The following is a 26,252-nucleotide window of genomic DNA, read 5'->3' as shown; positions in this document are numbered from 1 at the left end:
AGCGGTGATTCGAACGAGGGGGAACAATGTCCGGTTCGGGTGTGGTCGGTGATTCGTGTGTGGTCGACACGGATGCGGTACGGCGATTCGGCCGGCTCGCGCGCCAGGCGGGCCAGGAGCTCGACACGGTCCGCGGCGCGGCGATCCAGATCGCCGCGCTGATCGGTGATCTGGTGCCGCACAGCGCCGCGGTGTCGCTGCTGTGCGAATCAGCCTGCACGGCAGCGGATCTGGTCCAGCGCAGTGCCGATCGTCTGGGCGGGCTGGCCGAGCGTACCGATCGCGCGGTCACCGCGTTCGTCGAGGCCGATTTCGCGCACGGCCGTCTGCTCACCGGGCTGGAGGTACGGATATGACCCCGCCGCGCTCGGTACTGGTGACCTGGCGCGCACTGGAGGCGGCCGACCGGATGCGGGCCGAATTCGGCAGGCGCATCGAGGATCTGGAGACGTTGTCGGCCGCGGTGCGCACCGAATGTCATCGACTCGACGGCGACGGCTGGCAGGGCGCGGTCTTCGAAGCGGTGCTCTCCTCCGTCGAGGCGGCGCACCGCCACGATCGGATGCTGTGTGACCATGCCGAGGGGCTGTGCGCCGCGGGCGCCCACGCTCTGTCCGATCTGCACTACACGGCGATGGCGCTGCTGGACTACGTCGCCGATGCCGAGGCGGCCGGATGTACCGTCGCCGATGATTGGACGGTCACCGCGGGATCGTCGGCGGCCGTCGAGTGGTCCGAGGTCATCGCCGAGGCCGTGGCCGCGCTCGATCGCGCCGAGGAGCGCGGCAGGCGGGCCATCCTCGCGGTGGAGCGTGAAATGCGGCATCTGGCAGTCGCTCTCGCCGGAAGCGCGAAACCAGGCGGTCCGCACGATGATCGAGTATCCGCACGGCAACGGCATTCCACCGATCGGGATGGTGGGGTGAAGCCCGCTGCGGAATCCGACCGCATCGCGGGTCCTGCCGCACAGTCGGTCGCCATCACGGCTCCGGTCAGTGTTGCGCAAACCCATCCCGCCGTGGATTCGGTTGCCCCGGCGGCTGCTGTGGGTCCCGCTCCTACAACGGATTCGGCCCCCACGGCGAGGCCGGTTTCGGTGGCGGGCCCGGATTCCGCTCTCGCGCAGGTGGTTCCGGTGTCAGCAGCAGATGATCCCGGTGGTGAATTGCCGATACGCGACGTCGCCGCCGAGAATACCGCTCCCGCAGCGGTATCGACTCCGCTCCCGCCGCAACAACCCGCGCCACCTCAGGGCATCACGGCCGAGCAGCTCACCGCGATCATGCCGGATCTGTCGATGGATCGAGCCCAGCAGTATCTGCCCGCGCTCAATGCCGCCATGCTGGAAGGCGATATCACCACGCCCGCGCGGCGAGCCGCATTCCTGGCCCAGCTGGCCCATGAAAGTTGTGAATTCCGGTATTTCGAGGAACTGGGCGACGATGCCTACTTCCATCAGTACGACCCGGGACAGCCGAATACCGCCGCGGGTAACACCCAGCCGGGCGATGGCCCGCGCTATCACGGCCGCGGCCCCATCCAGCTGACCGGTCGCGGCAACTACCGCGCCGCGGGGCAAGCCCTGGGCCTGGATCTCGAGGGTGACCCCGAATTGGCGGCCCACCCGGACGTCGGCTTCCGGATCGCACAGCCGATAGTCATACAGTGACCTATGACCTGGGACACAATTGCCCCTACATCCTGGGCCGCAAAGCTCGCCAGCGTCGATCGGATGCACCAGCGGTCGACCGTGACCGCGGAGCGCACCAACCTCGGTTTGCCTGTCGGCCAGAGGCACCCGTCGTCCTGACCACGTCCGCAATGTCCGGTCCGTGTCGGTGCCCAGTCGTATCGTCATCGCATGACCGATATCGCCCCGCTCGCCGCCTCGACGCGGGCAGCTTTCGGCGATCCGGGCGTTCACGTCGTCGTCCGTGCCGGACGCGTAGCGCTCGACGGGGAACTGGTCGGCATCCACGCCCACCTCGATCGGCGCTGGCAGCAGCCCAGGCAGTTGAGATCGACGAACGGCGCCGCGAAGGCGGGCACGTTCGCCTGCGCCCGACCGGCCGAGAGGATCTCTGCCACGGCCGCGGCTGCGACGGCGGTGGGCAGCTTCTTCTTGTTGACAGTGGGCTTTTCTTTTGATGGATGGAGCGAATTTCAGGTAGCGCCGAATCCGGCGCTACCTGAGTTGAATTCCTGTGATCAGAGAAGCTGGAAGGTGCCGGTCAGTGAGTCGAGCGCGGCCTGCGCGTCTTCCGGAGTCCGACCTTCACCGATCAGCTTGAATGCCTGGTCCCGGTTGATGAAAACGATCATCACCATAGAGCCGGAGTCGTCCTTGGCGGAGACGGTGAGCGACGGCCGGCCACGGAAGGTGCCGTATTGCACCGGCCTCGCGACTTGCGCTATCTCGGCGCCAATTGTCTGCAGGGTCACTCGGCTCGACGGCAGACGCCAGTACCGCACCTCGACACCGGCGGCGTCGTTGTCGTTGTTCAGGTTGCCCTTGATGTAGTGGGTGCCGGCCATCGAGTGCGGGTCCACTCCCACGTCGACTCGTCCCGGCATGAGACCGGCGCACAGGCAGACTGGGTCCATGAAGGGCGTGGTGGCGGGCAGCACCTGGGCGTGTGCTGTTGCGGCGGAAAGGATTCCAGCGACGACGGTGCCGGCCAGTACGGCGCCGGCGATTTTCTTGTCGATCATGTGTTTCTTTCGTCTGCGGGTGGTGGCCGATCAGGCGGGAGTGGAGAAGAATTCGGGTAGCGCCGAATCCAGCGCTACCCGAGTCGAATTCGCCGTGCGATCAGAGGATCTGGAAGGTGGCGGCCAGGGTGGCCAGTGCGCCCTCGGCATCCTCGGGGGACGCTCCCCAGCCGGTCAGGGTGACCGCGCGGTCGCCGTCGACGATCGCGGTCATCTGGGTGTAGTCGCCCCCGTTGTCGAGCACCCGGGTGGTGAACGACGGGTGACCGCGGTAGGTGCCGTACTGCAGCGGTCCGAGATCGCTCTCCAACGCGGCACCGAGATCGGTGATGCTGAGCCGCTGACGCAGGGTGAAGTAGCGGACCTTGGCGGCGGCGTCCGGATTGGATGCGGTCCAATTGCCCTGGATGTAGCGGGTTCCCAGCGGGGACTCCGGTTCCACGCCCATCTGCACCTGACCCGGCAGCAGCCCGGCGCACAGGCAGCCCGGGTCGATGAAGGGGGTCAGGAACGGGCCCACGTTCGCGTTCGCCTGGCCGGCGCCGAGGATTGCGAGGGCCGCGGTGGCCGCGAGGACTCCGGCCATCTTTTTTGTTCTCACCGTGAATCTTTCTGTCGAGCAAGGATCTCCCGAGAACCGTAACTCGGGTGGTAACCGGATTACACACAGCCGGTTCTCATGAAAATGGGAGCTACCTCACAGCGGACCGTGGGTCACCACTCCGGTCGGTAGACAACCCGGTCAACACCGACGCCCCCGCGTTGCCTCATCCCGGTGTCGCACAAAATGTTCCATGCCCCGCTGAGCGCCTCTTCGGCTTGCGCTCGTCGGAGTCCGCGCTCTCGGACAGACTTTCCAAGAGTGCGTGCGCTTTTCTATGACCTCGAGCGCGGCATCGGTTATCGCCTGCTTCTTTTCGGCTTTGGCCAGCGTCACCCAATTCCCTCGGCGTGCGGTCACGGAATTCCTTCGATTGGTGGGCCTTGGCGTTAGTACAGCGGGGTGCTGGGAGTGTCGGAATTTTGGCTATGCAGCACATCTCGGATAGTCCGGCCTGAGAAGCCAAATATGCACTATCCGAGGACTTTCCGGCCCCTCGCTGTCTGATCTGTTGGGTACTCAGAGGGGCAGATGCCGTGGGTCAGTTGACGATCTCAGACGATCCCAAGAATTCCTGGGCCTGGTGTTGCGCTGCGTTTCACTATTTGAAGTTGTTCGTAGGCTCGTCGTGGTTGGACGGGGTGCAGGAACTGGTAGGTGTGCTGTTCGATCGCGCCGGTGATTGTGTTGCGTACCCGGATGAGGGTGTTGTTGGTCTCTGCTTTGGTGAGTTCGGTGCTGAAGAATCGTGTGAATTCCCTGGGGGCCTGTGAGTGACAAAAGTTGAAGATCTCGTCCAAGCGTTGCTGGGGGACGAGTCCCGGCCCCATGACGCGGAGTAGATACACCAGCTGGGTGGCGATGGTCTGCCAGTCGACCAGTATTTCTCTTGCGGGCGTGGTCATTACCCATTCGACCAGATTGGTGGGGCGCGACGACCCCGGGGTGGCCGGTACGAGGCTGGGCACCAACCGGCGTGCGGTGTAATTGGCGGCCAGGATGTCCAGGTGCGGGAAGATGAGGTAATAGGCGGGGGCGGTGACGGTTTCGAGGTGATCGAGCTCGTCGTTGCCGAGTGTGGGTGGCTGAGGCTCGATTCCGAGGTGGTCGAGGCCGTTGAGTGCCAGTGAGGTGATTTTGCGCAGCATCCAGTCGGGGAGGTCCAGGGCGGAGCACCAGGCGGCCAGGCTTTCGATGCTCGGGTTACGCAGGCCTGCTTCCCATTTCCGCAAGGAAGATACCGTTGTCGTGGCTGCCAGGGCGACTTCGTCCTGAGTCAAGCCGAGCGCTTCGCGGCGTCGGCGCAGGTATGACCCGACCTGGGGGCGATCGCACACCCAGGACAGCTTCTGGGGGGCGCGGCGTTGCCGGGTCACCGGGGCGGCCAGTGGTTTCCCGAGGCGGATCGAGAGGGGGTCTGGGCGGGGCACTGGTGGTGCGGCGATCTCCACGACGGGGCCTTTCTTGACTACGTGACGCGAAGCCTGACGTACCCGGGAATTGTTGTTTGGTCGTGTGGATCACCGGGCGATCGGTCGTGTGGATCGCCGCGATTGAGCCCCCGTTTCCCAAATCCTTTGCAGCGCAAACTTCTTTGCTGAAGAAAATTAATACATGATGCGCGTACTACACGCACTGTGGTGTGCATCACTCCACCCGCTCTTGTTGACTGTGGATCCCGGAGAAGGGCCGTGTCCGAGGGGTGGTGCGTGGTTGTGACAATTTGTGTCACCGCGGGTCTGGGGCCGATGCGGTTCGGCTCATCCTTCTGGGTCGAAAGCTGCTGGTAAGCGGACTGATCCGGCGTCATGGGCGGTGTAGAGCAGGGGTTATTTCGGGGACCACATTCGGTGATTGCGGTCGGATTGCGCATTGAGTCCACTCCAGGTCTTCGCTCCGCCGTGCGATAGGGCCAGTTTGCCGGGTGTAGTTGCAGATAAATGTCCGAAATGCCCGCGGCGTAATGGGTTTCGTTGCCTTCGGATTCAATGTTTGCTGATGATGTGCTGATGTCGCCGGGGCTGTGTGGCGTCTGCGTGGTCGAGGTTGCGTGCTTGTCGTTTGCGCTGCACAGTCTGCACTGGAATGAGAACCTGTGATTCAGCTGAGCGATTGATGTGATCGCTCGCCGTTCGCCGGTGTGTCGTTCTGTGGGGTGGTCGCGGCGCGGAGCCGCGCCTGACGTCGATGAAAGGGTTCCTGCAGTGAGCGCTTTGGGTCTGATTCGTGTGGGAGTAGCCGCTGTCGCGTTGGGGGGTTCGTTGACCTTGCTGCCGGTGGCCGCGGCCGCGCGGCCGATTCCGTTGACACCGGATGACGGAGGTCGCGTGTTCTCGCAGCCGATCGATTCGGCTTCGACGGGCACCGGATCCTCGAGCAGCGGTTCCTCGGTGGGTGGGTCGTCGTTCTCGGGTCCGTCCGGCAGCGGCTCCTCGAGTGGGGGATCGCTCAGCGTGGGGGTTCAGGGCGGCGGAGCCGGCACGGTGCGGTCGGTGATCGATGGGTTCCTCGGTCGTGCCGACCGCAACCCCGCAGCCGGTCGCTGATAACGAAAAGCATGCGGACACAGGCACTCTCGGCCGTGGGTTGAACGGTGAGGGTGGCGTACCCGGGTCGGCGGATCCGAGCTGCCGGTTTGTCCGCGGCTGACCTCGTGGCGAGGGCCGCGTAGCAGAAAGCCAATATCTGATGAAGTCATTGAACGGCCGCGATCCGGATCCCGATTCGTCCGATCCCATCGGTCTCCCGGACCACGATGCGGCCGATCCCGACGCGACGGAACTGCTCGCAATCGGCGGCAGCGAAAGTGTCGATCCGGCTCCGACGGAAGTGATTGCGATCCTCGGCGAGGATCCGGGATCCGAGGCGACCGATGTCGCGTTCGCACAGACCAGCATCACTGATCCCGACGATCAGGATGACACTGCGGCCGACTCGGATTTTGCCGATGACGATGCTTGCGATGACGACGGCGATGAGGCCGACGATCAGCCGGTGACGATGCTCGCACGGTGGCGGCACCGGGTGAGCGGGAATCGGATTGTGCAGGTACTTGCGGACCGGAAAGTGCGCCGGTATCTGCCGCACGCGGCCGCGGTAGCCGTATTGCTCATCCTGGTCGGGGTGGCCACCGCGGAATCGAGGGGAGCGGACCACACGGGTACGAAGGCTGCGTCCCAGGATGTTTCGGCGACCGACAGTGCTGATGATCCGACCACCGAGCTCGAATCGACCGAGACGACCGGCAGCAGTGACACGGTGACCCCGAGCGACGTGCCGGTCCCGGGCGAGGCGACTTCAACGCAGACTGCCACTGTCGATCCGGCCACGACGACCGACGCCGGAGCGGAGGTCCCGGCTACCGATGTCGGCAGTACCGCACCGGACACCACGACGGTAGATCCGGTGACCAGCACGCCGGTCACGACGACCGATACCACGACATCGGCGCCGAGTTTCTCGGTCAGCGTGGGCGCGAATGCAAGCGGAAGCTTTTCAGCGCAGTCCACACCGGACCAGCAGCAGTCGATCGGAGGCGCCATCCAGGATCCGATCACCACGACGACCACGGTGACAGTGGTCAGCCCGCCCGGGACGAACACCGTCACGGTGATTGTCCCGCCGACCACGACCGCGCCCCCGCACACAACGACCTCGCCGCACAAGACGACCCGGCCGCCAACGCGGACACCGTCGAGCACCGCGACGCCAACCACCACATGCCACCCGACGAAGGCCGCGACCAGCAAGCAATCCCTGACCCCGGCGACCCCGACTCTGGCGCATCCGCCGACCACGACCCGCACGCACCCGACGACTGCGGCACCGAAACCGTCCACAGCTTCCTCGGTCACGAGCACGTGCAGGTAGCAATGACCGAGAAGATTCGTGTACTCCCCGGAACGACGGGAGCACGGCTGGTGCTGCTGGTGTCGACGGTCGTGATGGTGATCGCCGCGTGTGGTGGAACTGCCGACCGGACGTGGTATCCATCGCCGCCCGTCCCCCATGGTGCGATGCCGGCGATCCGCCTGGATGCGCTGGAGAACAAGGTCGACCAGCTGCGGGACTGGGCCGGGGCGCGGGCCAGCAAGCATGGTATTCCGGTGCGCGCGCTCGAGGCATACGGGTATGCGACCGTAGTCATGGCGAAGGCGCAGCCGCAGTGTCATCTGGGCTGGAGCACCCTGGCGGGGATCGCCCGGGTGGAAAGCGATCACGCCCGTTTCGGTGGCGCAACCATCGCTACCGATGGTCTCGTGCGACCGCCGATACGTGGTATCGCCTTGAACGGCACCAGCGGTAACGCCGTGATCGTCGACTCCGCGGCCACGGGGGGAGCCCGACGCACCGTATACGCGCGGGCGATGGGGCCGTTCCAGTTCATCCCCGACACCTGGAAGCGGTGGGGTGCCCGCGCGAGCACCGACTACCACCTCCTGGCCGCCGCACTGCAAGGCGGTAAACCCGTTGCCACGAACACTCTTTCGGGGAGCCCGGACAATATCGACGACGCGGCACTGGCCGCGGGCCGCTACCTGTGCGCATCGGGAGGCGACCTGGCCACGGCCAGCGGTTGGCGGCAGGCGATCTTCGCCTACAACCACTCCGCCGCCTACGTGAACCAGGTACGTGCCACCGCGATCGGCTACGACACCTGACCCCAACGCATGGGGCCCGAACCGTGACAGAACACCCGAACCGCTCTGTAGAACGTTCGGGCTTTCTGAAAGTAACTAGCTCTCAATCTATTTCGTGAACCCCCCGTTTCCGGGGCCGGACAGTCTGCTTGGTGACATGAAACCTCTTGAACAGCGCCGTGTGTGGTCGAACACGCGGACCCGTTTCTGGCTGTGCGCCGCGGCTGGTGTGCTGGCCTTGGCGCTGACCGCGCAAACCGTGCACGTCATGGTGACACCGACAGCAGCGAGTAAGCACGTGATCGATGCGGCACGGCACCTGCCTTTGATGAAACCCCAGACCAAACCGGCCAAGATCCCTGCACCGAATAAGCGACCTCCCCAGCCTCCCAAGGCCGACTTCAGGCCGCTGGGTGCGATGTTGGCGAGGTCAGGCACGCATAGCGGCTTCAACCCGAAGACCTCCAAGGAGGTGTCGCGGTCGCAGAAGGCTGTCGGGTACGTGAACAAAGACGGGTCGCACTCGCTGGTGTTGTCGCAGACGCCGGTGAGTGTGGCTGACGGACAAGGCCATTGGGTGCCGATGGACACCCGAGTGGTAGGGGGCAAGTCGCCGAAGAAGGCCAACGCCGCCCGTGACGGCGCACACACAGAGTTTGCGCCCTTCGCCAACGACCAAGCGCTGCTGCAGGTCAACGACAGTGGTGCGCCGGTGACGTTCGCGCTGAAGGGGGCTCATAAGGTTGCGCGGTCGGTGTCGGGATCGACGGTCACATACGCCAATGTGCTGCCGGGGCAGGATCTGAAATACGAGGTCGAGCCGGGCGCGGTCAAGGAATCGGTGATCCTGAAGTCGCGGGCCGCGGTCGGTGATGGCCGGTGGGTGTTCGAGATGAAGCTGGGTGCAGGTTCAACGCCGCAGCTGCGTGACAACGAAGTCGTCATCACCGACTCCCACGGCAAAGAGATAGCGGCACTGCCGCCGATCCAGGTGCGCGATTCTGCTGGCGAGGGCAAGAACAACAAGAAGAAAAAGGATGCCCGTAACAGCGGAAAGTATGAGCTCGAGCGCAAGGGTGATTCCTGGTCGCTGACGGTCACGGTGAACAAGAGCTGGTTGACCAACAAGGCGCGGGTGTATCCGGTCGTGGTCGACCCCACCTATACCTACGGTTTCGGCAATACCGCCGCGACGACCGCGTTTTCCTCCGACGGTACGACCGCGTGCGCGAACACCTGCGGTATCGAGATCGGCAACTCCCTGCCCTCAGGACAAGACTTGTTCTGGCGCTCGGGGTTCCGGTTCGATTTTTCCCCGCTGTTCGGCAACACGGTGGTCGGTGCCCGGATGGATTTCCAGACGACCGGAACGGCTGCCACGACTGCGGCGACGGCGAACTTGTACCAGGCCACGAGTCCGCTGGGCTACGGCTCGCTCGGCCCGCAGTTGGCGTCCGCGCAGGTCGGCAACGCCGGCTCGATGTGGTCCCCGAACCTGACCACCTACATCGCCGGACGTGTTGCCGCGCAGGACAACAACGCGTGGTTTCTCCTGACCGGCGCGGAAACCGCCGGTGCTCAAACCCTGCAAACCCTGCAGGCCCAGCTGATCGTCGACTACGGCACCGCACCCCCGGCCGCGACCGCGGTCGGACCGGTCGACCAGGCGGTGGTAGGGACCCGGACGCCGACGCTGTCAGTGAACGCGGTCACCAACCCGTCCGGTGACGCCACGCTGTATTGCTTCAAGGTGTCCACCGGTGTCGACGGGCTCTCCGGCGAGACAGCGGATTCGGGGTGCCTGACCACACCGACATGGACCGTGCCGAACTACGTGCTACATGACGGCGCAACCTACACCTGGACCGTGCTCACCGCGCTGTCCGGTGGTGTGACCACCACAGCACCGCCGTGGGTGAATCACTTCAAAGTCGATCAGCGCCTGGGGGATGGGAAGATTTCGCCCACGGACCGAATGGGCCCTGTGACGGTGAACCTGTACAACGGCAACGCCTATGTCGAGGGCGGTGGACCTACCTTTCACTCCGTCGGCGGGGACTCCGGGGTCAAGCTTGCCTACAACTCGTTGGCCGGGTGGGGCCGGGGAGTAACGACCTCGTATTTCAACGACCCCACCCACACAGGCACACCTGCGGCTGTTCCGGTGATGGTGCGCACCGAACCACAAGTCAACCTGGATGTTTTCGGCTTCTTCCAACCCGCGTCCAACGGATACACGGTGCCGGGGTTGACGTTGGCGCCGGCCCTGGACCCGTCGTGGTATGTGGTTCGCTACGAAGGATATTTTCAGGCTCCGGTAGCAGGTGACTACCGGTTCGACGGCTCCTATGCCGACGGAATGCGGTTGTGGGTCAACAACAATCTGCTGATCAACGACCCGCAGGGGACCCGCACGTCCAGCGATTTCACCACCGTCGGCCCGAAAACCTCGCAGGACATCACCCTGGCCGCGGGCCAGCGGATCCCGCTGAAAGTCGAACTGGTACACCACACCTCGGGTACACAACCGAAGATGGTGCTGTGGGGGCGGGCGGCCACCGGCCCGGACACCGCTCGCACGTTCACGATGAACCCGCAGATCGTGCCCACGAACCTGCTGTACGCGAACGACACCGCACCACTACCCGGCGGTTGGAACCTGGCGGTGCCCGGCGCGAAGTACATGTCCGCTACTCAAATGGACGGATCGGTCGTCCTCACCGAAGGCACCGGCACGGTCCACACCTGGGCGCGGACATCGGAGGGCGGCTACATACCCCCGGTCGGTGAGGACGGGGTGCTGGCGTTCGATGCCAACGGACGCATCACCGAAACCGAGGGCGGAGTGGCATCGGTATTCAACCCCGACGGAACCCTGAGCACCGTCACAACAGTGGAAGACAGTAAGAAACCCGCAGCGCTGCAATACATTTACAGCGGATCACCATCGCGGTTGACCTCGATCAAGGACCCGGTCTCGGGGTTGTCGCACACCCTGTACTACAACACCGACAACAGCAACAACTGTTATGGCGGCGCGAGCGCCCCCGCAGGCGCCGCGCAAGCACCCGAACAAATGTTGTGCCGCATCAAGTATTGGGACGGCACCGAAACCCGACTGTGGTACTCGACCGTGCGAACCTTGGACAGGATCGAAAACCCGGGCGGCGAGATTCGCGACTTCACCTACACCGACGAGGCTAGCTATGCCTCGGCGATCGCGAACAACTCGGACCCCGTCGCGGTGGAGAACTACATCGCCTCCGTCGGACCGCTGTATCAGCTGCGCGACCCTCTCGCCAGTGACTGGGAAGCCACCCAAACCTCATATTCGGGGACCGCTGACCGCACCACGATCCTCTACGACCAATTCCAGCGCACCCCCGATCTACCAACTTTGGCGCCGACGACGATCAACAGCCCAGCTCCCGATGGAGTGACCGCAAATACCGAGCCGGCGCACACCTACCTCTACGACCCCACACACAATTCCGCGACGGTGAAGATCTACGAAGGACCCAACTCGGCGTACGCGAGCTATACCTCCACTTACGACTCCGCCGGACGAAGCCTGACCAAGACCGACCCCGACGGACTGGTCACATCGGCGGAATGGACGCCCAAGGATAAAGCGTCCGGGTTCACCGACGCCGCGGGCCGCCGCTCGACCATCGTGTACGACTACGCCGACCGCCCGATCGACAACTACGGTCCCGCCCCCGCATCCTGCTTCACCGGGCAGACACCCACCGCAGCGTGTGCGGCGACGGTTCCACATACCCACACCAACTACGACGAAGGTATCGCGGGTCTGTCGGCCTCGCTGTACAGCAACCCGGTCCTATCTGGGATCCCCGCGATCTGGCAGACCGGTGTCGGCAGCGCGGACGGTTCGCTGGCCCAAACCTGGGGTAGTTCACCACCGGTCACCAACACCGGCGGCTGGTCCGCCCGGTTCACCGGGGAGATCCAATTCTCCGCGACAGGCAACTACGGCCTCGGGTTTACCGCCGTCGACGGCGTGCGGTTGTGGATCGACGATGTCCGACTGGTAGACAGCTGGACCGACAAGGCCAGCACCGCGACCGCCGGCACCTACAACAACACTGTCGCTGGGAGCTGGCATCGCATCCGCGTGGAGTACTACAACCGTAGCGGTACCACCGGCGCGTTGAACTTCACCTGGACTCCACCCGGTGCCGGGTCCCCTGCGACCGTGCCCGGGCAAAATCTCAAGCCCCGCTATGGGTCGGAGACCAGCACGGTCGACGACGACACCTCCGGCGGCAGCGTCGAACGAGCACCCTCGAGCCACACCGCTACCAGTTATTCGGATCCTGCACACGGTATCGACCCGGTGTACCAGCTCGCGGTGTCCACCACGAACGATCCCGGTGGGCTCGCGCTGACGACACGCTCCACCTTCGAAACACCGGGTAACGGGTATTTGCGTAAGACCGCGCAGGCGTTGCCCTCTGGTGATGTCACCAACCCGGACAAACGCAGCACCACCACCTATTACGGTGATTCGGAAACTCGCGCGAACCCTTGCGTGTCCGGGTCGTCGGCAGTGAATCAAGCCGGACTACCGAAAATCGTGATGGCGGCGAAAAACTCTGCGGGGCAAGCGAACACCGCGGAATCGGTATACGACTCCTCCGGTCGGGTGGTCGCCACGCGGATCAATACCGAGCCGTGGTCATGTGTCAGCTACGACGCACGCGGCCGGAAGATCTCGCAGTCGTTCCCGGCGCAGGGGACCCAACCGGCCCGCAATATCGCTTACGACTACGCGGTCGGCGGTAACCCGTTGATCACCAAGGTCACCGACGAAAGCGGCTCGGTCACTTCGACGGTCGACCTGGATGGTCAGGTGGTGTCCTACACCGACGCCAACGGCGCGGTCACCGCGACGGTGTACGACACGGCCGGGCATGTGCTGAGTGACACCACCACGGTCAAGGGCGTCACCTCAACCCTGGCCTACACATGGGACCAAGCATCCCGGCTGCTCACGGTAGCTCTGGATGGCACCACGGTCGCCACCCCCGGCTACACCAATGCCGGGCAGATCCAGAACGTCTTGTACGGCAACGGATCCCGCCTGGACTCGATCACCCGCAACCCCGCAGGCGCGGTCACTGCGCTGGCATGGAAAACCGCCAACACCACCGTCGCCGACACCGTCGCGCGATCCTTGGCCAACCGGATCACCGATGAAAACCTCACCGACAGCGTCGGTCCGGCCACCTACACCGACGCCTACACCTACGACACCGTCGGACGGCTGGTCGCCGCGACCGTGCCCCACCACCAGCTGACATACAACTTCGACGCCACCGGTGGGTGCGGCCCGAATACCGCGGCGGGTACAGACACCAACCGCACCGGGTTCACCGATGTCCGCGATACTCAGCCCGCCGTGTCCACGGCCTACTGTTACGACAACACCGACCGTCTCCTGTCGAGCACCGGCGCGAACGCGTTGACCTTCGGTTACGACGTGTACGGCAACGCCACCAGCGTCGGCAGCGACACCCTCGGCTACGACTCCACCCGCCGGCACGTGCAAACCACCACCGCGGCCGGGGTAAACATCCAATACACTCGCGACGTCAGCGACCGGCTGACCCAGCGCACCACCCAGGGCCAGCAGGCACCCGCGACCAACGGGACCACCCGCTACGGCTACACCGGAGCCTCGGCATCCACTCCGCAATTGACCCTCGACAGCACAGGGAATCTGCTGCAACGACTCCTGCAGCTACCCGGCGGGGTGTTGTTGACCAAAACCTACAGCCCGACGGCAACCACGAACTGGTCCTACCCAGACGTACACGGCAACATCATCTTCACCGCTGACGGCACCGCCGCCCGCACTGGCGGCATCCACCTGTACGACCCGTACGGCCAAGATATCGACCCGGCCAGCGGTGCGTTCGCCGACATCGCGATCCCCGCCACTATGACCGGCGGCATGGACGCGGGCTGGCAAGGCCAGCATGTCATCCCGACCGAACACTTGGCTTCTCAGCAGGCGTTGGAGATGGGTGCCCGCACATACCTGCCGGTCCTCGGACGGTTCCTGCAAACTGATCCGGTCGCCGGTGGGTCGGCGAACGACTATGACTACACCAACGCCGACCCAGTCAACAGCACCGACCTGTCTGGCAAATTCAGTATCAGCTCCGCCTGGAACTCTGCGGTCGACGTCACCACCGAAGTCGCCGAAGTCGGCATGATCCTGCCCGGCCCCATTGGAGAGGCCTCCGCCGCCGTCGCCACCGCCGGGCAACTCTCCCAAGGCCACTACGCGGATGCTGCCGTCGACGCCGTCGGCATGCTCCCCGAAGGGGGGCTGGCAGTCAAAGGCATTCAGGTCGGGGTCAAAGAAGGCCAAGCAGCCGAAAAAGCCGCACAGGCCGCGCAGAAGGAAGGAACCTGCAACTCCTTCACCCCCAGCACCCTCGTCCTCATGGCCGATGGCACCTCCAAACCGATCAACGCCATCACCACCAACGACCAAGTCCTGGCCACCGACCCCGCCACCGGAACCACCAAACCTGAACCCGTTGCTGACGTCATCGTCGGACACGGCACCAAACATCTCGTAGTTCTCCAGTTCGCCAGGGGAGGTGGGGCCGCGATCACCGCCACTTCAGCCCACCCGGTCTGGGTCAAGGGGCGCGGATGGATCAACGCAGAGAACCTGCAGGCCGGTGACAGTCCCGTAGGTCTCCCAGGTACCGAGCCCTTGAGCGTCGCATCAGTGGCGGACCGTGGTGATGTAAATAATCAATCCGTTTACAATCTGAGTGTTTCCCAGATTCACACCTTTTATGTGCTTGCCGGATCTACCGCGATTCTGGTCCATAACTGCGATGTCCATCCGTCGACGCCGGTAGGGTCACGCAGATCTGAAATGGATACTCAAAAGTCCAATAATACGCGTGGAAATATTGGTGGGCGTGACTATACTGGTCATGCGCTCGATCGGACACAAGGGCGAGGGATTCCGCCATCAGTTGTAGAGGATACGATCCAGCATGGCATTAAAAGTCCGGGAAACCAGCCCGGCACTACTCGGTACTTCAGTCCGGAGAATGGGGTTGCAGTGATTACCAATGATAGAGGAGATGTTATCACTCCGATGTATGCTAGCAAGTGACCTGGATGGAAGGAGTGGTACGCCTTGTCGCAATTGATGATCTGTCGGCTATTGTCTCGTTCTCTGGGCTCGTATTCTGAGGGTAAATACTCGCTAGCGTCGCTGATCAGAGAAGTCGAGTCCTTACTTATGAGCGTTGAAGGTAATTCCCCATGGCGTTCCGAGTTGGAAGAACAGTGGGTAACGCTGGAGGAGTTCTATGCGGTTGCCCTCGATCGCGGTGAGTCGCTGGAAACTCTTCAGGTTGATCGCAACCCTACGATCCGTACGGCCATCTCCATAATTAGTCGCTTGGTTGACGAGATAACGCTTATAGCTGGAATGGAATCTGATTCTGTAGTGACAGATCGGAGACATTCGGGATTCGAAGTGCGTCTAAAAAATGGGCGGCTCGGATTTCTGGAGGATACCAAGAATCAGCGATGGGTTGATGGCCATGATCTTGAAGTTGGTGATAGCGAAACGGTCGTCGTCGTCGATGCCGGTCGGATCCCACTCAGTGTCAGCTCGCTTATCCTTGATTTGGAGCGTGCCCGTGATATCAGGGAAGAGTTGAGCTGAAATTCAACGCTGCACCGCGTCGTCGAGATTTGTATCTCCAGGCCCGAGTAGCAAGCGTATGCAACGGTCGTTGAACGCCGCAGATCTTCAATCTGCGGCGATTGCCGTCGCGTTCGCGACCGCGCCGAGGGCTCATCGTGGGCCGGTTTCGCGTCGTTGAGAAAAGCGTCGAGCAGGTCAACAACGCGTCCAATGCCCGGACACTTGCTGGTCATCGGTCAGGGGTACATGATGATCCCGGTCCGGCAGCACAATGTGCGTGATGATTCGGGCCCAGGTGTAGTTGCTTTCCCTACCCAGGTGATTGGTCATCAGCCAATCCCGGAAACCGACGAGACCCTGTCCACCGTGCCGGACCGCCGACTCGCTGTAGCCGGTGAGGAAGCCCGTCACCGCATGCCAGGTGGTGTAGCCGACATACATGCCAGGACGGGCGGCGAAGCAGAGAACCTCACATGGTCGCCGACGCCAATGCCGCTCCACACGACCACGTTCACAACGCCACGCTGCACACCATCTACCGGTCCTTCGGTGATGTTCGCCCGGCCTCGGACGTGCTGCACATGATCGGTGCCGGCGCTGCCAGGGATGCTGGCGATGGAGGCGACCGGCCCACATAGTGGGCGGACCACGGTGTCCGGCAGCACAAGCCCACCCAACCCACCACTTGGCCGCCGACCCAGCACTCGGTGACAATTACAACCTGTCGTTACAACCGGACGCCGACCACGTCCCCAATGTCCGGTCCGTGTCGGTGCCCGCTCGTATCGTGGCCGCATGACCGATATCGCCCCGCTCGCCGCCTCAACGCGGGCAGCCTTCGGCGATCCGGCGTTCACGCCGTCGTCCGGTCCGGGCGCGCAGTACACGCAGTCGCGCTCGGCCAGTGGGTCGGCGAGGAAGTCGTCCCGGAACTCCTCTACAGAACCGGCGTGGCCGGATGGCTCCATCAGCCTTAGCGCCCACACGAGCAGAAATCACCTGCGCCCGATGCCTCCGTCGAATCGGCGCACCCTTCACCCATCCGCGCCAGCTTGTGCTGTTCGGAGAGGACGACACCCGAACCGCCTCGTCAGGGGCAGGCGAATAGCGGCAACCCTGATCGATCGAGATGAGCGGGGTGATCGAATGGCAGCGGTAGCTTCGCACCTGGTGTCCGGTAGCGCCGCTGGGCATGACTTCCCGGGTCGCGGTCACAGTGCCGAGTGAGTCTGTCTGTCGTGTGGCGGCTTCGTCGTCTCGTGGACGGTCTGGCAGCATCCGAGTGTTGGTGTCCAGGAAGGGAAGTGAGCGTGATGACCGACAGGTACGGCAATTTCCCCACACAGCCGCTGCCGATCCTGGCCGGACCGCCGCCTCGCGCGGGCCGGACCGGGCGGCGAGAAGCCGACAGGTTCCCTACCGAGCCGCTGCCGGTCCTGGCCGAATCGTCTCGCCACGTGGTCCGGCCGCAGGTGGCAAGTGGTGTTCTGCGGTCGGGGCGGGTAGCCAGTGGGCGTGGTGTGGCGCTGGCGGGGGGACATGTGGCTGTGGCTTCGGTGGTGAGCCGGGTGACGGGGTTCGCGCGCACGCTGGTGGTGGCGGCTGTGCTGGGTGCCGCGGCGGTGGGCGATGCCTACAACGGGGCGAACAACCTGCCGAACATGGTGTACGAGCTGTTGCTGGGCAGCGTGTTCGCCAGCGCGGTGGTGCCGCTGCTGGCTCGCGCGCACCGTCACGGCTGCAGGCGCTCTCGCGAGTTCACCCAGCGTCTGCTGCTGGCCGCAGTGATCCCGCTGGGGCTGATCACGGTGCTCACCGTGCTGTGCGCTCCGCTGATCGTGCGGATCTTCGTCGCTGACGCCGGACAGCGGCACCTGACCACGGTGTTCGCGTATCTGCTGCTGCCGGAGATCTTCTTCTACGGCGTGACCGTCCTGGCGAGCGCGGTGCTCAACGTGCGTGACAGTTTCGCCGCGGCGGCGTGGGCGCCGGTGGTCAACAACGTGATCGTGCTGGCCACGTGCGGGGTGTTCGTGCTGCTCCCCGGGCCGGTCGTGCTGACTCCGGGGTCGATGACCACCACGCAGGTCCTCACTCTCGGTGTGGGCACCCTGGCTGGGATCCTCGGGCAGGCTGCGTGGACGGTGGTGGCGTTGCGGCGCACTGGGTTCCGGTGGAGTTGGCGGGTGCGGCCGATCCCGTATACGTGGCGGCCGGTGCGGGTGGCGGTGCCGCTGCTGGGCTGGCTGCTGGGATACGCGTTGATCAGCCAGGTCGGGGTCGCGGTCACCATGCGGATCGCGTTCGACCATCACGGGGTGTCGATCTACACCTACGCCGATCTGTTGTTTCAGGTGCCGTACGGTGTTCTGGCGGTGTCCTTGCTGACGGTGTTGATGCCGCGACTGTCCCGCTCGGCCGCGGAGGGTGACCGGGCGGCGCTGATCGCGGACCTCGGTCGCGGGACCAGATACCTATTGGTGGCGTTGATGCCGATGACGATGGCGATGATGCTGCTCGGTCCGATCGTGTGTTCACTGGTGTTCGCCGGGCGGATCGACCCCGCCAGCGCGCGGTTGATCGGTGCGGCGATCGCGTCCTCGGCGTTCGGGTTGGCGCCGTTCGCGCTGGTGATGCTGCAGATGCGAGTCTTCTACGCCAGCAACGACACTCGCACACCCACCATCATCAACATAGTCATGATGCTGGTGAAGCTCGCGGTTCTCACCGTATCGGCTGAGGTGTTGCCCAACCGTACTCTGGTGGTGATGCTCAGCGTGGCTGCTTCTATCTCCTACCTCGCCGGAGCGATGACCGGGCACATTCTGCTGCGACGCCGCTACGGGCTGCTCGGATTCTCCACCGTCGCAACGACCTTCAACCAGGTCATGGCTGCCACCGCCATCGGCGGCAGCAGCGCACTGGCCGCGATGATGCTGATCCAGCACACCGCCTCCGGCGTCACCAGCAGCCAACTGGTCACCCTTACTGCCGGAACACTGGTTGGCGCGGGCGGGTTCCTGGCCGCGGCCAAGGTGATCGGGATACCGGAGATCCGCGTCGCCCGAACACTCCTGACTCCCTGACTGGGGCCCGAAACCACCCGTTAGCAGCATCTCGCGAGGTCCCGCCGCCGTGCTCGTGTGCCCTATGGCGTATTCCGCTGTCCTACTGGCTGATTCGTGATCAAATGCTCTCGTTTTCGACGCACAGCGTGGCGGGGAGGCCGATGGGTGGCTGACGTGACCGTGCGAGCACTGCGGCAGGCTGCCTCGAACGGCTGCAGGTCCAATTCCGTTGTATCGCTGCATATCTCGGCGGTCAGCGCCCCTGCTGCCGGAGTGGGTTTCGTTTGTCCGAATCAGGCAGTGGTACTGGACCTCGCGCAATATCAACGCACTGGCCGACGCCGGTGATTTCGCCGCTGTCACCCGAGCGGTGAACGGTGGATACAACGGCCTGCAGGCCCGTGCGGCCTACTACCGCCGAGCCCTGGAGGTACTTCGGTGACCGCCCGGAACCATTGCGGGGCAGGGATTTCGATGCTCATCGGTTGTGTGTTGATCGTCTCGGGCTGCGCCGCGGGAATATCCCCTGCGGCGTCGGATACGGGCAGAAGCGCCGATGCGTCGCTGAACGCGCGGGCGTTCGTCTTCCGCACCAGCACCGAACTGGTGCTGGCCACGTCGCGGCGGGTGATCGCGCGCTACGGCGGCAGCTATTCCGAAAGCGGTTTCACACAGGACAATTCGCATATCTACGCCCTCGACGGTTCCGGCGGGATCACCGCGATGGAGGTTGGGGGCGGCACAGTGCTGCCAGGCCGCGTGGACTGTCATTGTGCTCGCATCTTCCCGCTGCGCGGGACGACGGTCGGCTGGTGGAACGAGCCGGACAACTTCCTCCAGGCCGATCTGCGCGCTCCGCACCCCGCCCTGCGCGCCAGGATCACCCTCCCGCCACCGGATCCGATCGCGCCGGGGGCCGTGGTGTCGGTCCCGCGTCTGCTCGCGGCCGGTGAGCGGGTTCTCGTTCTCGACCGGGTCGAGTCACCGCCCGGTGCGCCCTGGGGTATCAATCACCTTTCCCTCGTCGACACCGATACCGGTGTCGTGCGGGCGCTGGGCCGGATCGAAGGCGTCAACACCGCTTTCGACCGGGCGGCGCTGCGGCCGGACGGTCAGGCGGTCGCGATCGCGGGCCGGACCCGCGACGGAATCGCCTGCGGTACAGCGCAATTACTGCGCATCGACCTGCTGAACGATCGAATCGACCCGCTCGATCCGCCTGCTACCTCGGCCTGTTCGGCCCTGGAGGATCTGCGCTGGGATGGTGCCGATCTGACCGCCACCTACGCGAATTGGCAGGCCGGATCTCCGAGCCGCCTCGTCACCACCGTCTGGAGTCGGTCCGCCGCGCGGTGGGAGCGGCGCGGCACCGGCGACACGCTCCGGTACGGCTCTCTCACTCCGGCGGCCGCACTCGAACTCCGTCGCACCGGCGCCGAGCAGCCCCGCATGCCCCACACCGGTGATCTGCTGCTCACCACCCCCGGACAGTTGCAGATCCTCGCGCACGATGTCCTAGATATGCGGCTCCCACATGTCTAGCCGCCGGATGGATGACCGCGAGGCGCGGGATTACGCTGTGCGCCATGCCGACAGTGGTCCGGGCGACGATCACGCCCAACAGCCGTAAGGGCCCGCTCGTCGAGGTGCTCGAGGACGGCGCGTTACGGCTGTATGTGCGCGCACCGGCAGTCGAGGGCAAGGCGAACAAGGCGGCCATCGAACTGCTGGCCGCGCACCTGGGCGTGTCGAAGAGTTCGGTCCGACTCACCGGTGGCGCTACTTCCCGCTTCAAGCGCTTCGAGATCGCCGACTGACGCCGGCCCGGCTCGGCCTACATCGCTCCCGGAAACCCCAGCTGCCGCCACGCCTCGTACACCGCGACGGCCGCCGCATTGGACAGATTCATCGACCGCCGACCGGGCAGCATCGGAATTCGCAGCCGATCGGTGATGTGCGGGTCGCTGAGCACCTCCTCGGGCAATCCGGTCGGTTCCGGCCCGAACAACAGCACATCACCCTCGCGGTACGCGATATCGGTGAAGCGCGTGTTCGCCCCGGCGGTGAAGGCGAACGTCCGCTCGGGATTCAAGGATTCCCATGCGGCGGAGAGGTTTTCGTGCACGGTGACCGTGGCGAGATCGTGGTAGTCCAGTCCGGCCCGGCGCAGCCTGGGCTCGGACAGATCGAAGCCGAGCGGTTCGATGAGGTGCAGCGAGAACCCGGACCCCGCCGCCAGCCGAATCGCATTACCGGTATTCGGCGGAATCCGTGGTTCGTAGAACATCAGCCTCAGCACAGCAGAACGCAGCCTTTCATCACGTCCGGACGGGATGAACCCTACGTCTCCTTCCATCGCCACCCGGGTGCCGGGAGGTTCCGGCGAACGAATGCGAGAATCGGGGGGTGACCGATGCTTCCGCAACCGCTCATTCCGAACGACCGCTCGGATTCCTGCGTAACCAACTGCCGATGCTGCTGGTCGCGGTTGTGCTGGTGGTGGCTGTGGTGTTCCTGGTGCAGGATCGGTGGCGCCGCGGGGCGTTCGTCATCGGCGGCGCGCCACTGCTGGCGTCGGTGCTGCGGCTGGTACTTCCGGAGGTGCGGGTCGGCCTGCTGGCGGTGCGCGGCAAACCCTTCGACGTCGGTGCCTACGCGGTGCTCGGCGGCACGATCATCGCGCTGGCCGCGACGATCAGCAGCTTGGGCGTGGGCTGAGCCGAACCCTGAGCCTCGCCGACCGCGATCAGGAACGCGCGGTGCGTGCCAGATCCATCGTCTGGGCGAGCAGTTTGCCGACCGCCTCGGTCTCGGTCAGGAAGCCGTCGTGCCCGTCTCGGGAGTGCACGACTTCGAGCCGCGCGCAGCCGGGAAGCAGATCGGCCAGTTCCTGTTGCGTGCGCAACGGGTACAGCCGGTCCGAGTCCACGCCCCCGACCACACAGGGCACCGATGTCGCGGCGAGCGCGGCCGCCACCCCGCCGCGCCCGCGGCCGATGTCGTGCCGGTTCATCGCCTCGGTCAGCAGCACATAGCTGGCCGCGTCGAAGCGATTCGCGAGTTTGCGGGCCTGGTGATCCAGATAGCTCTGCACCGCGTAGCGGCCACCGCGCCAGGGGTCCTCATCGCCCTGCGCGTGATTCTCGAAACGGTGGTCCAGCTCGAAATCCGTGCGGTAGGTCAGGTGCGCGATGCGCCGGGCGATGCCCAGACCGCTCGTCGGGGCCCGGCCGGTGCCGTGATAGTCGCCGCCCTGCCAGTCCGGATCCGCGGTGATGGCGGCGATCTGCGTGGTCTGGGTGCCGATCTGATCGGCGGTCGCCCGCGGCCCGACGGCCAGCACCAGTGCCGCGCCCACCCGCTCCGTATGGCCGACCATCCACTCCAGCACCCGCATACCGCCCATCGAGCCACCGGCCACCGCGGCGATCCGCTCGATGCCCAGCAGATCGAACAGCGCGACCTCCGCGGTCACCTGATCGCGAATGGAGATTCCGGGAAACCTTGCCCCCCATGGCTTTCCGTCCGGCGCCGGGGACGCCGGTCCGGTACTGCCCTTACATCCGCCCAGTACGTTGGTGGCGATCACACACCATTCGTCGGTGTCCAGCGGTGCGCCCGGGCCGACGATGCCGTCCCACCAGCCGGGCAGCGGATGCAGCTCGTCAGGCGCGCCGGTCACGTGCGAGTCGCCGGTCAGCGCGTGTTCGATGAGTACGACGTTGTCCGCGGTGGGCGACAGCTCGCCCCAGCGCTGCACGGCGAGTTCGGCTCCGGGAACCACGGCCCCGCTCTCGAGCCGGATCTCGCCGACGGCGATCGTGCCCAGACTTCCGTCCGATGGCGGCAGCAAGGTTGCCGCGCAATTATTGGATGCGTTCCGGTCGATACTCACGGTCACCGCGCCACCGCCGCCTCGGGAGGCGAGATCCGCCCATCCCTCGGACCGGCGAACATCGCGCGGACTGTGCGCGCACGGGGGCCCGCAAGCGGGTCGACGACGGGAGAACGCACGTCTCCGATGGTAGCCACAGCGTTCCGGCGTCTCGGCGTCACGCGAGAATATCGGGGCCGGTCAGCGCATATCGGTGCGAGGTGCGGGCTGCGCGGCACGAAGCCCGGGTCGGTCGCGGGCGCGGGCGAGTTACTCATGTCATGCTCCGAGAAGTGTGCCGGTGGGCGTCAGCGGTGTCCGGATAATGGACGGCTACAACACATTTCGGGAATCCTCCTGATGATCGCGCTTGCTCCCGGCCTTCGGGAGCCCGGTCATCACCCGGAGCACCCCACCGCAACAGGAGGGTTGCCGACCAGCGAGCCGGGGCTTGGCGCTGGTGCTCATGACCTTCCCGACATCGTAGCCGGAGCTCGCGCGAGTCCGAAACCCGTGGTGGATTTCACCAGGTACGAGCGGAATCGCCGACATCGGACATGGGTTGTACGCGGTAAAGGAGAATTCGCACAGATGTGACGGATCTATCACTCGGGGTAGGTCCGGTGCCTATGAGATCCATCGCACCAGTACGCTTGTTCTGTTTGGCACCTCGAGTCTCGTGGACAACACGGGGCGTATACGTTGTCTGTTGAACAGCTGGGTCCGCTCACAAGCGTGTTCACCTGGCGGAACAATGGGAGCACCATCCTAGGAGGACACGAAGATCCATGTCCAAGATCAAGGTTGAGGGAACCGTCGTCGAACTCGACGGCGACGAGATGACCCGAATCATCTGGCAGTTCATCAAGGACAAGCTGATTCACCCGTACCTCGATGTGAATCTCGAGTACTACGACCTCGGTATCGAGTACCGGGACAAGACCGACGACCAGGTGACCATCGACGCCGCGAACGCCATCAAAGAGCATGGCGTCGGCGTGAAGTGCGCCACCATCACCCCCGACGAGGCGCGCGTCGAGGAATTCGGCCTGAAGAAGATGTATCGGTCGCCCAACGGCACCATCCGCAACATCCTCGGCGGAACCATCTTCCGCGCACCCATCATCATCTCCAACGTTCCGCGCCTGGTCCCGGGCTGGACGAAGCCGATCATCATCGGCCGCCACGCCTTCGGCGACCAGTACCGCGCCACCGACTTCAAGGTGCATCAGGCCGGTACCGTCACCCTCACCTTCACCCCGGAGGACGGCAGTGAGCCGATCGTCCACGAGGTCGTCAAGGTGCCCGAGGACGGCGGCGTCGTCATGGGCATGTACAACTTCAAGAAGTCGATCGAGGACTTCGCGCGGGCTTCGCTGAATTACGGTCTGCAGCAGAACTATCCGGTGTATCTGTCGACCAAGAACACCATCCTGAAGGCCTACGACGGCATGTTCAAGGACACCTTCCAGGAAATCTACGAGACCGAGTTCAAGCCGCAGTTCGACGCGGCCGGTCTGACCTACGAACACCGGCTCATCGACGATATGGTCGCCTCCTCGCTCAAATGGGAGGGCGGTTACGTCTGGGCGTGCAAGAACTACGACGGTGATGTCCAGTCCGACACCGTCGCGCAGGGCTTCGGTTCGCTGGGCCTGATGACCTCGGTGCTGATGACCCCGGACGGCAAGATCTGCGAGGCCGAGGCCGCGCACGGCACCGTCACCCGGCACTACCGGATGCACCAGCAGGGCAAGCCCACCTCCACCAACCCGATCGCCTCGATCTTCGCGTGGACCCGTGGCCTGGCGCACCGCGGCAAGCTGGACAACACCCCCGAGGTGATCGGCTTCTCGCAGACCCTCGAGGACGTCGTCATCAAGACCGTCGAGGACGGCCAGATGACCAAGGACCTGGCACTGCTGGTCGGCGGCGATCAGGGCTATCTGACCACCGAGGAGTTCCTCGGCGTGCTCGATGCCAACCTGGCGCGCGAGCTGAGCTGAGCTGGTCGCTCGTCCGGCGTGAACTCCGCCGTGACGAGATGAAACACCGGGCACCCGCCCCCACCGCACGCGGTGGCCGCGGGTGCCCGAATTGTTTCGGTACTCGACGGCGAGGCTGTGTCCGTGGGGCCGCACCGGCCGGAAGTGACGTGAACGCCCAGTCCGTCTCCGGCCGCGGGGCGAGTGATTCGGGTTACAACGCGGTCTTCGAGGCCGAGGTCTCGTTCTCGAAACCGTTGTCGCCGAGTCGATTCGGGATCTCGTCCGGTACCGGCGCCGCCGGCGGTGAGTGAGATCACCGGTGGCTCGGGTATCGGTGCCGATCCCGGCCGTGTTGGCGTTGACCGTGCCCGACTCCCTTTCCGCGTCCGAAGTGTCCGTGCAGCCCGCGTCCGCCCGCGGCGACAGTACTCCGGCCGGCCGGCCACCGCGGGACGGAGCATCACCGCGCACGCGCTGGCACATTCCCGCGATGTTGGCGCTGGCGCTGGGCGGATTCGGCATCGGGACGACCGAATTCGTCACCATGGGCCTGCTGCCGGATATCGCGCATGCCATGCGCGTGTCCGAACCCACGGCGGGGTACAGCGTGTCGGCTTATGCGCTGGGGGTCGTGGTCGGTGCGCCGGTGATCGCCGCGCTGTGCGCGCGGGTGCAGCGCAAACGGTTGTTGATGGTCCTCATGGCCGCGTTCACGGTGGGAAATCTCGCGACGGTGCTCGCGCCGACGTTCGGAACCCTGGTGTTGGCCCGATTCGTTTCCGGACTTCCGCACGGCGCGTATTTCGGCGTCGCCTCGCTGGCCGCGGCGACGCTGGCCCCGGCGGGACAGCGCGCCAAGGCGATTGCTGCGGTTATGCTGGGGTTGAGCGCCGCCAACGTTGTCGGCGTTCCCGCTGCTACCTGGCTGGGGCAGAATCTGGGCTGGCGGGACGCCTATCTCGTGGTCGCCGCGATCGGTCTGACGACGGTTTTCGCCATCGCCCGTTTCGTGCCGCAGCTGTCCGGAATCCGGGTCACCGATCCGCGCACCGAATTGGGTGCGCTGCGCCGCCCGCAGGTATTGCTGACCCTGCTGGTCGGCGCCATCGGCTTCGGCGGCATGTTCGCGGTCTACACCTACATCACCACCACGCTCACCGACGTGGCCGGATTGTCGCTGGGCCTGGTCCCGCTGGTGCTGGCGCTGTTCGGCTTCGGCATGATCGTCGGGAGCATCCTCGGCGGCGTGCTGGCCGACCGCGGCGTGGACTCGTCGGTCTTCGCCGCGCTGATCGCGATGGTGATCATCCTCGCGGGATTCGTTGCCGCAGCGCATAATCCGATCTCCGCGGCAGTGGGTGCGTTCCTGGTCGGCGCGGCCGGCGCGGCATTGTCGCCCGGCTTGCAGACCAGGTTGATGGATGTCGCCCACGACGCTCAGACTCTCGCCGCCGCGCTCAACCACGCCGCTCTGAACATCGCCAACGCGGCCGGTGCGTGGCTGGGCGGGCGTGTCATCGCCGCCGGCCTGGGCTACACCGCCCCGGCCGCGGTCGGCGCCGGGCTCGCCGTGGCGGGCGTGCTGTTGTTCACCGTGACTGTCCAGCTCGCTCGGCGTACTGCTTGACGGCTGTCCTCTCCGGTGCGGGAGTGCGGCA

Annotated in this window: 20 protein-coding genes and 1 riboswitch; of the genes, 13 read left to right on the top strand and 7 right to left on the bottom strand. The window is 64.9% G+C overall.

Annotated elements, in window-relative coordinates; all coding sequences use genetic code 11:
• Positions 1-26 precede the first annotated feature (26 nt).
• Positions 27-356 (top strand): hypothetical protein, encoded by a 330-nt coding sequence (locus tag NV1_RS05470; protein ID WP_067886132.1) that lies wholly within the window; start codon positions 27-29, stop codon positions 354-356.
• Complete coding sequence (locus NV1_RS45035; RefSeq protein WP_067886130.1) at positions 353-1,669, top strand: glycoside hydrolase family 19 protein; 1,317 nt, start codon at positions 353-355, stop codon at positions 1,667-1,669. Before NV1_RS05470 ends, NV1_RS45035 begins: the two co-directional genes overlap by 4 nt.
• Before the next feature lie 539 nt (positions 1,670-2,208).
• On the opposite strand, the gene NV1_RS05460 is transcribed toward NV1_RS45035, so the two are convergent.
• From NV1_RS05460 to NV1_RS05435, 4 genes are all read right to left on the bottom strand, one after another.
• Entirely contained in the window at positions 2,209-2,712 is a 504-nt protein-coding gene (locus NV1_RS05460) for a hypothetical protein (RefSeq protein WP_067886128.1), read from the bottom strand.
• A gap of 100 nt (positions 2,713-2,812) precedes the next feature.
• Positions 2,813-3,313 carry a hypothetical protein gene (locus tag NV1_RS05455; RefSeq protein WP_157116589.1) on the bottom strand — a complete coding sequence of 167 codons (501 nt, stop codon included), beginning with the start codon at positions 3,311-3,313 and terminating at the stop codon, positions 2,813-2,815.
• Positions 3,314-3,867: 554 nt separating this feature from the next.
• The gene (locus NV1_RS05450) at positions 3,868-4,764 is read right to left on the bottom strand and encodes a helix-turn-helix domain-containing protein (RefSeq protein WP_084525106.1); all 897 of its coding nucleotides are present in this window, start codon (positions 4,762-4,764) and stop codon (positions 3,868-3,870) included.
• Between the two features lie 1,536 nt (positions 4,765-6,300).
• Entirely contained in the window at positions 6,301-7,167 is an 867-nt protein-coding gene (locus NV1_RS05435) for a hypothetical protein (protein WP_157116587.1), read from the bottom strand.
• 18 nt (positions 7,168-7,185) lie between these two features.
• On the opposite strand from NV1_RS05435, the gene NV1_RS05430 reads away from it, so the two are divergent.
• The 3 genes from NV1_RS05430 to NV1_RS43260 all read left to right on the top strand — a co-directional run bounded on the left by NV1_RS05430 (position 7,186) and on the right by NV1_RS43260 (position 15,682).
• Entirely contained in the window at positions 7,186-7,974 is a 789-nt protein-coding gene (locus NV1_RS05430; RefSeq protein WP_067886117.1) for a lysozyme family protein, read from the top strand.
• A gap of 136 nt (positions 7,975-8,110) precedes the next feature.
• Positions 8,111-15,121, top strand: coding sequence for a PA14 domain-containing protein (locus NV1_RS05425; protein ID WP_067886115.1), 7,011 nt, complete (start codon positions 8,111-8,113; stop codon positions 15,119-15,121).
• 129 nt (positions 15,122-15,250) lie between these two features.
• Positions 15,251-15,682, top strand: coding sequence for a hypothetical protein (locus NV1_RS43260; RefSeq protein ID WP_157116585.1), 432 nt, complete (start codon positions 15,251-15,253; stop codon positions 15,680-15,682).
• A gap of 177 nt (positions 15,683-15,859) precedes the next feature.
• Here NV1_RS43260 and NV1_RS05420 read toward each other — a convergent pair whose 3' ends face one another.
• Entirely contained in the window at positions 15,860-16,105 is a 246-nt protein-coding gene (locus NV1_RS05420) for a hypothetical protein (RefSeq protein ID WP_067886113.1), read from the bottom strand.
• 32 nt (positions 16,106-16,137) lie between these two features.
• On the opposite strand from NV1_RS05420, the gene NV1_RS44435 reads away from it, so the two are divergent.
• The 4 genes from NV1_RS44435 (at position 16,138) to NV1_RS05400 (ending at position 20,549) form a co-directional block, all read left to right on the top strand.
• Positions 16,138-16,302 (top strand): hypothetical protein, encoded by a 165-nt coding sequence (locus NV1_RS44435; protein ID WP_218026918.1) that lies wholly within the window; start codon positions 16,138-16,140, stop codon positions 16,300-16,302.
• A 675-nt stretch (positions 16,303-16,977) separates the two neighbouring features.
• On the top strand, positions 16,978-18,750 hold the full coding sequence (gene murJ, locus NV1_RS05415) for a murein biosynthesis integral membrane protein MurJ (protein ID WP_084525105.1): 1,773 nt from the start codon (positions 16,978-16,980) through the stop codon (positions 18,748-18,750).
• A gap of 456 nt (positions 18,751-19,206) precedes the next feature.
• Positions 19,207-20,274, top strand: coding sequence for a hypothetical protein (locus tag NV1_RS05405; RefSeq protein ID WP_067886109.1), 1,068 nt, complete (start codon positions 19,207-19,209; stop codon positions 20,272-20,274).
• A 44-nt stretch (positions 20,275-20,318) separates the two neighbouring features.
• Positions 20,319-20,549: a DUF167 domain-containing protein gene (locus NV1_RS05400; RefSeq protein WP_067886107.1), complete on the top strand. Its 231-nt coding sequence runs from the start codon at positions 20,319-20,321 to the stop codon at positions 20,547-20,549.
• A 17-nt stretch (positions 20,550-20,566) separates the two neighbouring features.
• Here NV1_RS05400 and NV1_RS05395 read toward each other — a convergent pair whose 3' ends face one another.
• Positions 20,567-21,031: a tRNA (cytidine(34)-2'-O)-methyltransferase gene (locus NV1_RS05395; RefSeq protein WP_067886105.1), complete on the bottom strand. Its 465-nt coding sequence runs from the start codon at positions 21,029-21,031 to the stop codon at positions 20,567-20,569.
• A gap of 173 nt (positions 21,032-21,204) precedes the next feature.
• On the opposite strand from NV1_RS05395, the gene NV1_RS05390 reads away from it, so the two are divergent.
• Positions 21,205-21,450 carry a DUF3017 domain-containing protein gene (locus tag NV1_RS05390; RefSeq protein WP_067886685.1) on the top strand — a complete coding sequence of 82 codons (246 nt, stop codon included), beginning with the start codon at positions 21,205-21,207 and terminating at the stop codon, positions 21,448-21,450.
• Positions 21,451-21,478: 28 nt separating this feature from the next.
• On the opposite strand, the gene metX is transcribed toward NV1_RS05390, so the two are convergent.
• Positions 21,479-22,633, bottom strand: coding sequence for a homoserine O-acetyltransferase MetX (gene metX, locus NV1_RS05385; protein ID WP_084525104.1), 1,155 nt, complete (start codon positions 22,631-22,633; stop codon positions 21,479-21,481).
• Positions 22,634-22,967: 334 nt separating this feature from the next.
• Positions 22,968-23,078: riboswitch (SAM riboswitch) on the bottom strand.
• 316 nt (positions 23,079-23,394) lie between these two features.
• On the opposite strand from metX, the gene NV1_RS05380 reads away from it, so the two are divergent.
• The 3 genes from NV1_RS05380 (at position 23,395) to NV1_RS05375 (ending at position 26,221) form a co-directional block, all read left to right on the top strand.
• Positions 23,395-24,612, top strand: coding sequence for an NADP-dependent isocitrate dehydrogenase (locus tag NV1_RS05380; protein ID WP_067886101.1), 1,218 nt, complete (start codon positions 23,395-23,397; stop codon positions 24,610-24,612).
• Positions 24,613-24,761: 149 nt separating this feature from the next.
• Positions 24,762-24,905 (top strand): hypothetical protein, encoded by a 144-nt coding sequence (locus tag NV1_RS43255; protein ID WP_157116583.1) that lies wholly within the window; start codon positions 24,762-24,764, stop codon positions 24,903-24,905.
• Between the two features lie 179 nt (positions 24,906-25,084).
• Positions 25,085-26,221 (top strand): MFS transporter, encoded by a 1,137-nt coding sequence (locus tag NV1_RS05375; RefSeq protein WP_067886683.1) that lies wholly within the window; start codon positions 25,085-25,087, stop codon positions 26,219-26,221.
• Positions 26,222-26,252 lie beyond the last annotated feature (31 nt).

It is taken from the genome of Nocardia vaccinii NBRC 15922 (assembly GCF_001613305.1).
In the GTDB taxonomy this organism is placed as follows: domain Bacteria; phylum Actinomycetota; class Actinomycetes; order Mycobacteriales; family Mycobacteriaceae; genus Nocardia; species Nocardia vaccinii.
This window is presented reverse-complemented; position numbering and strand designations above follow the sequence as displayed.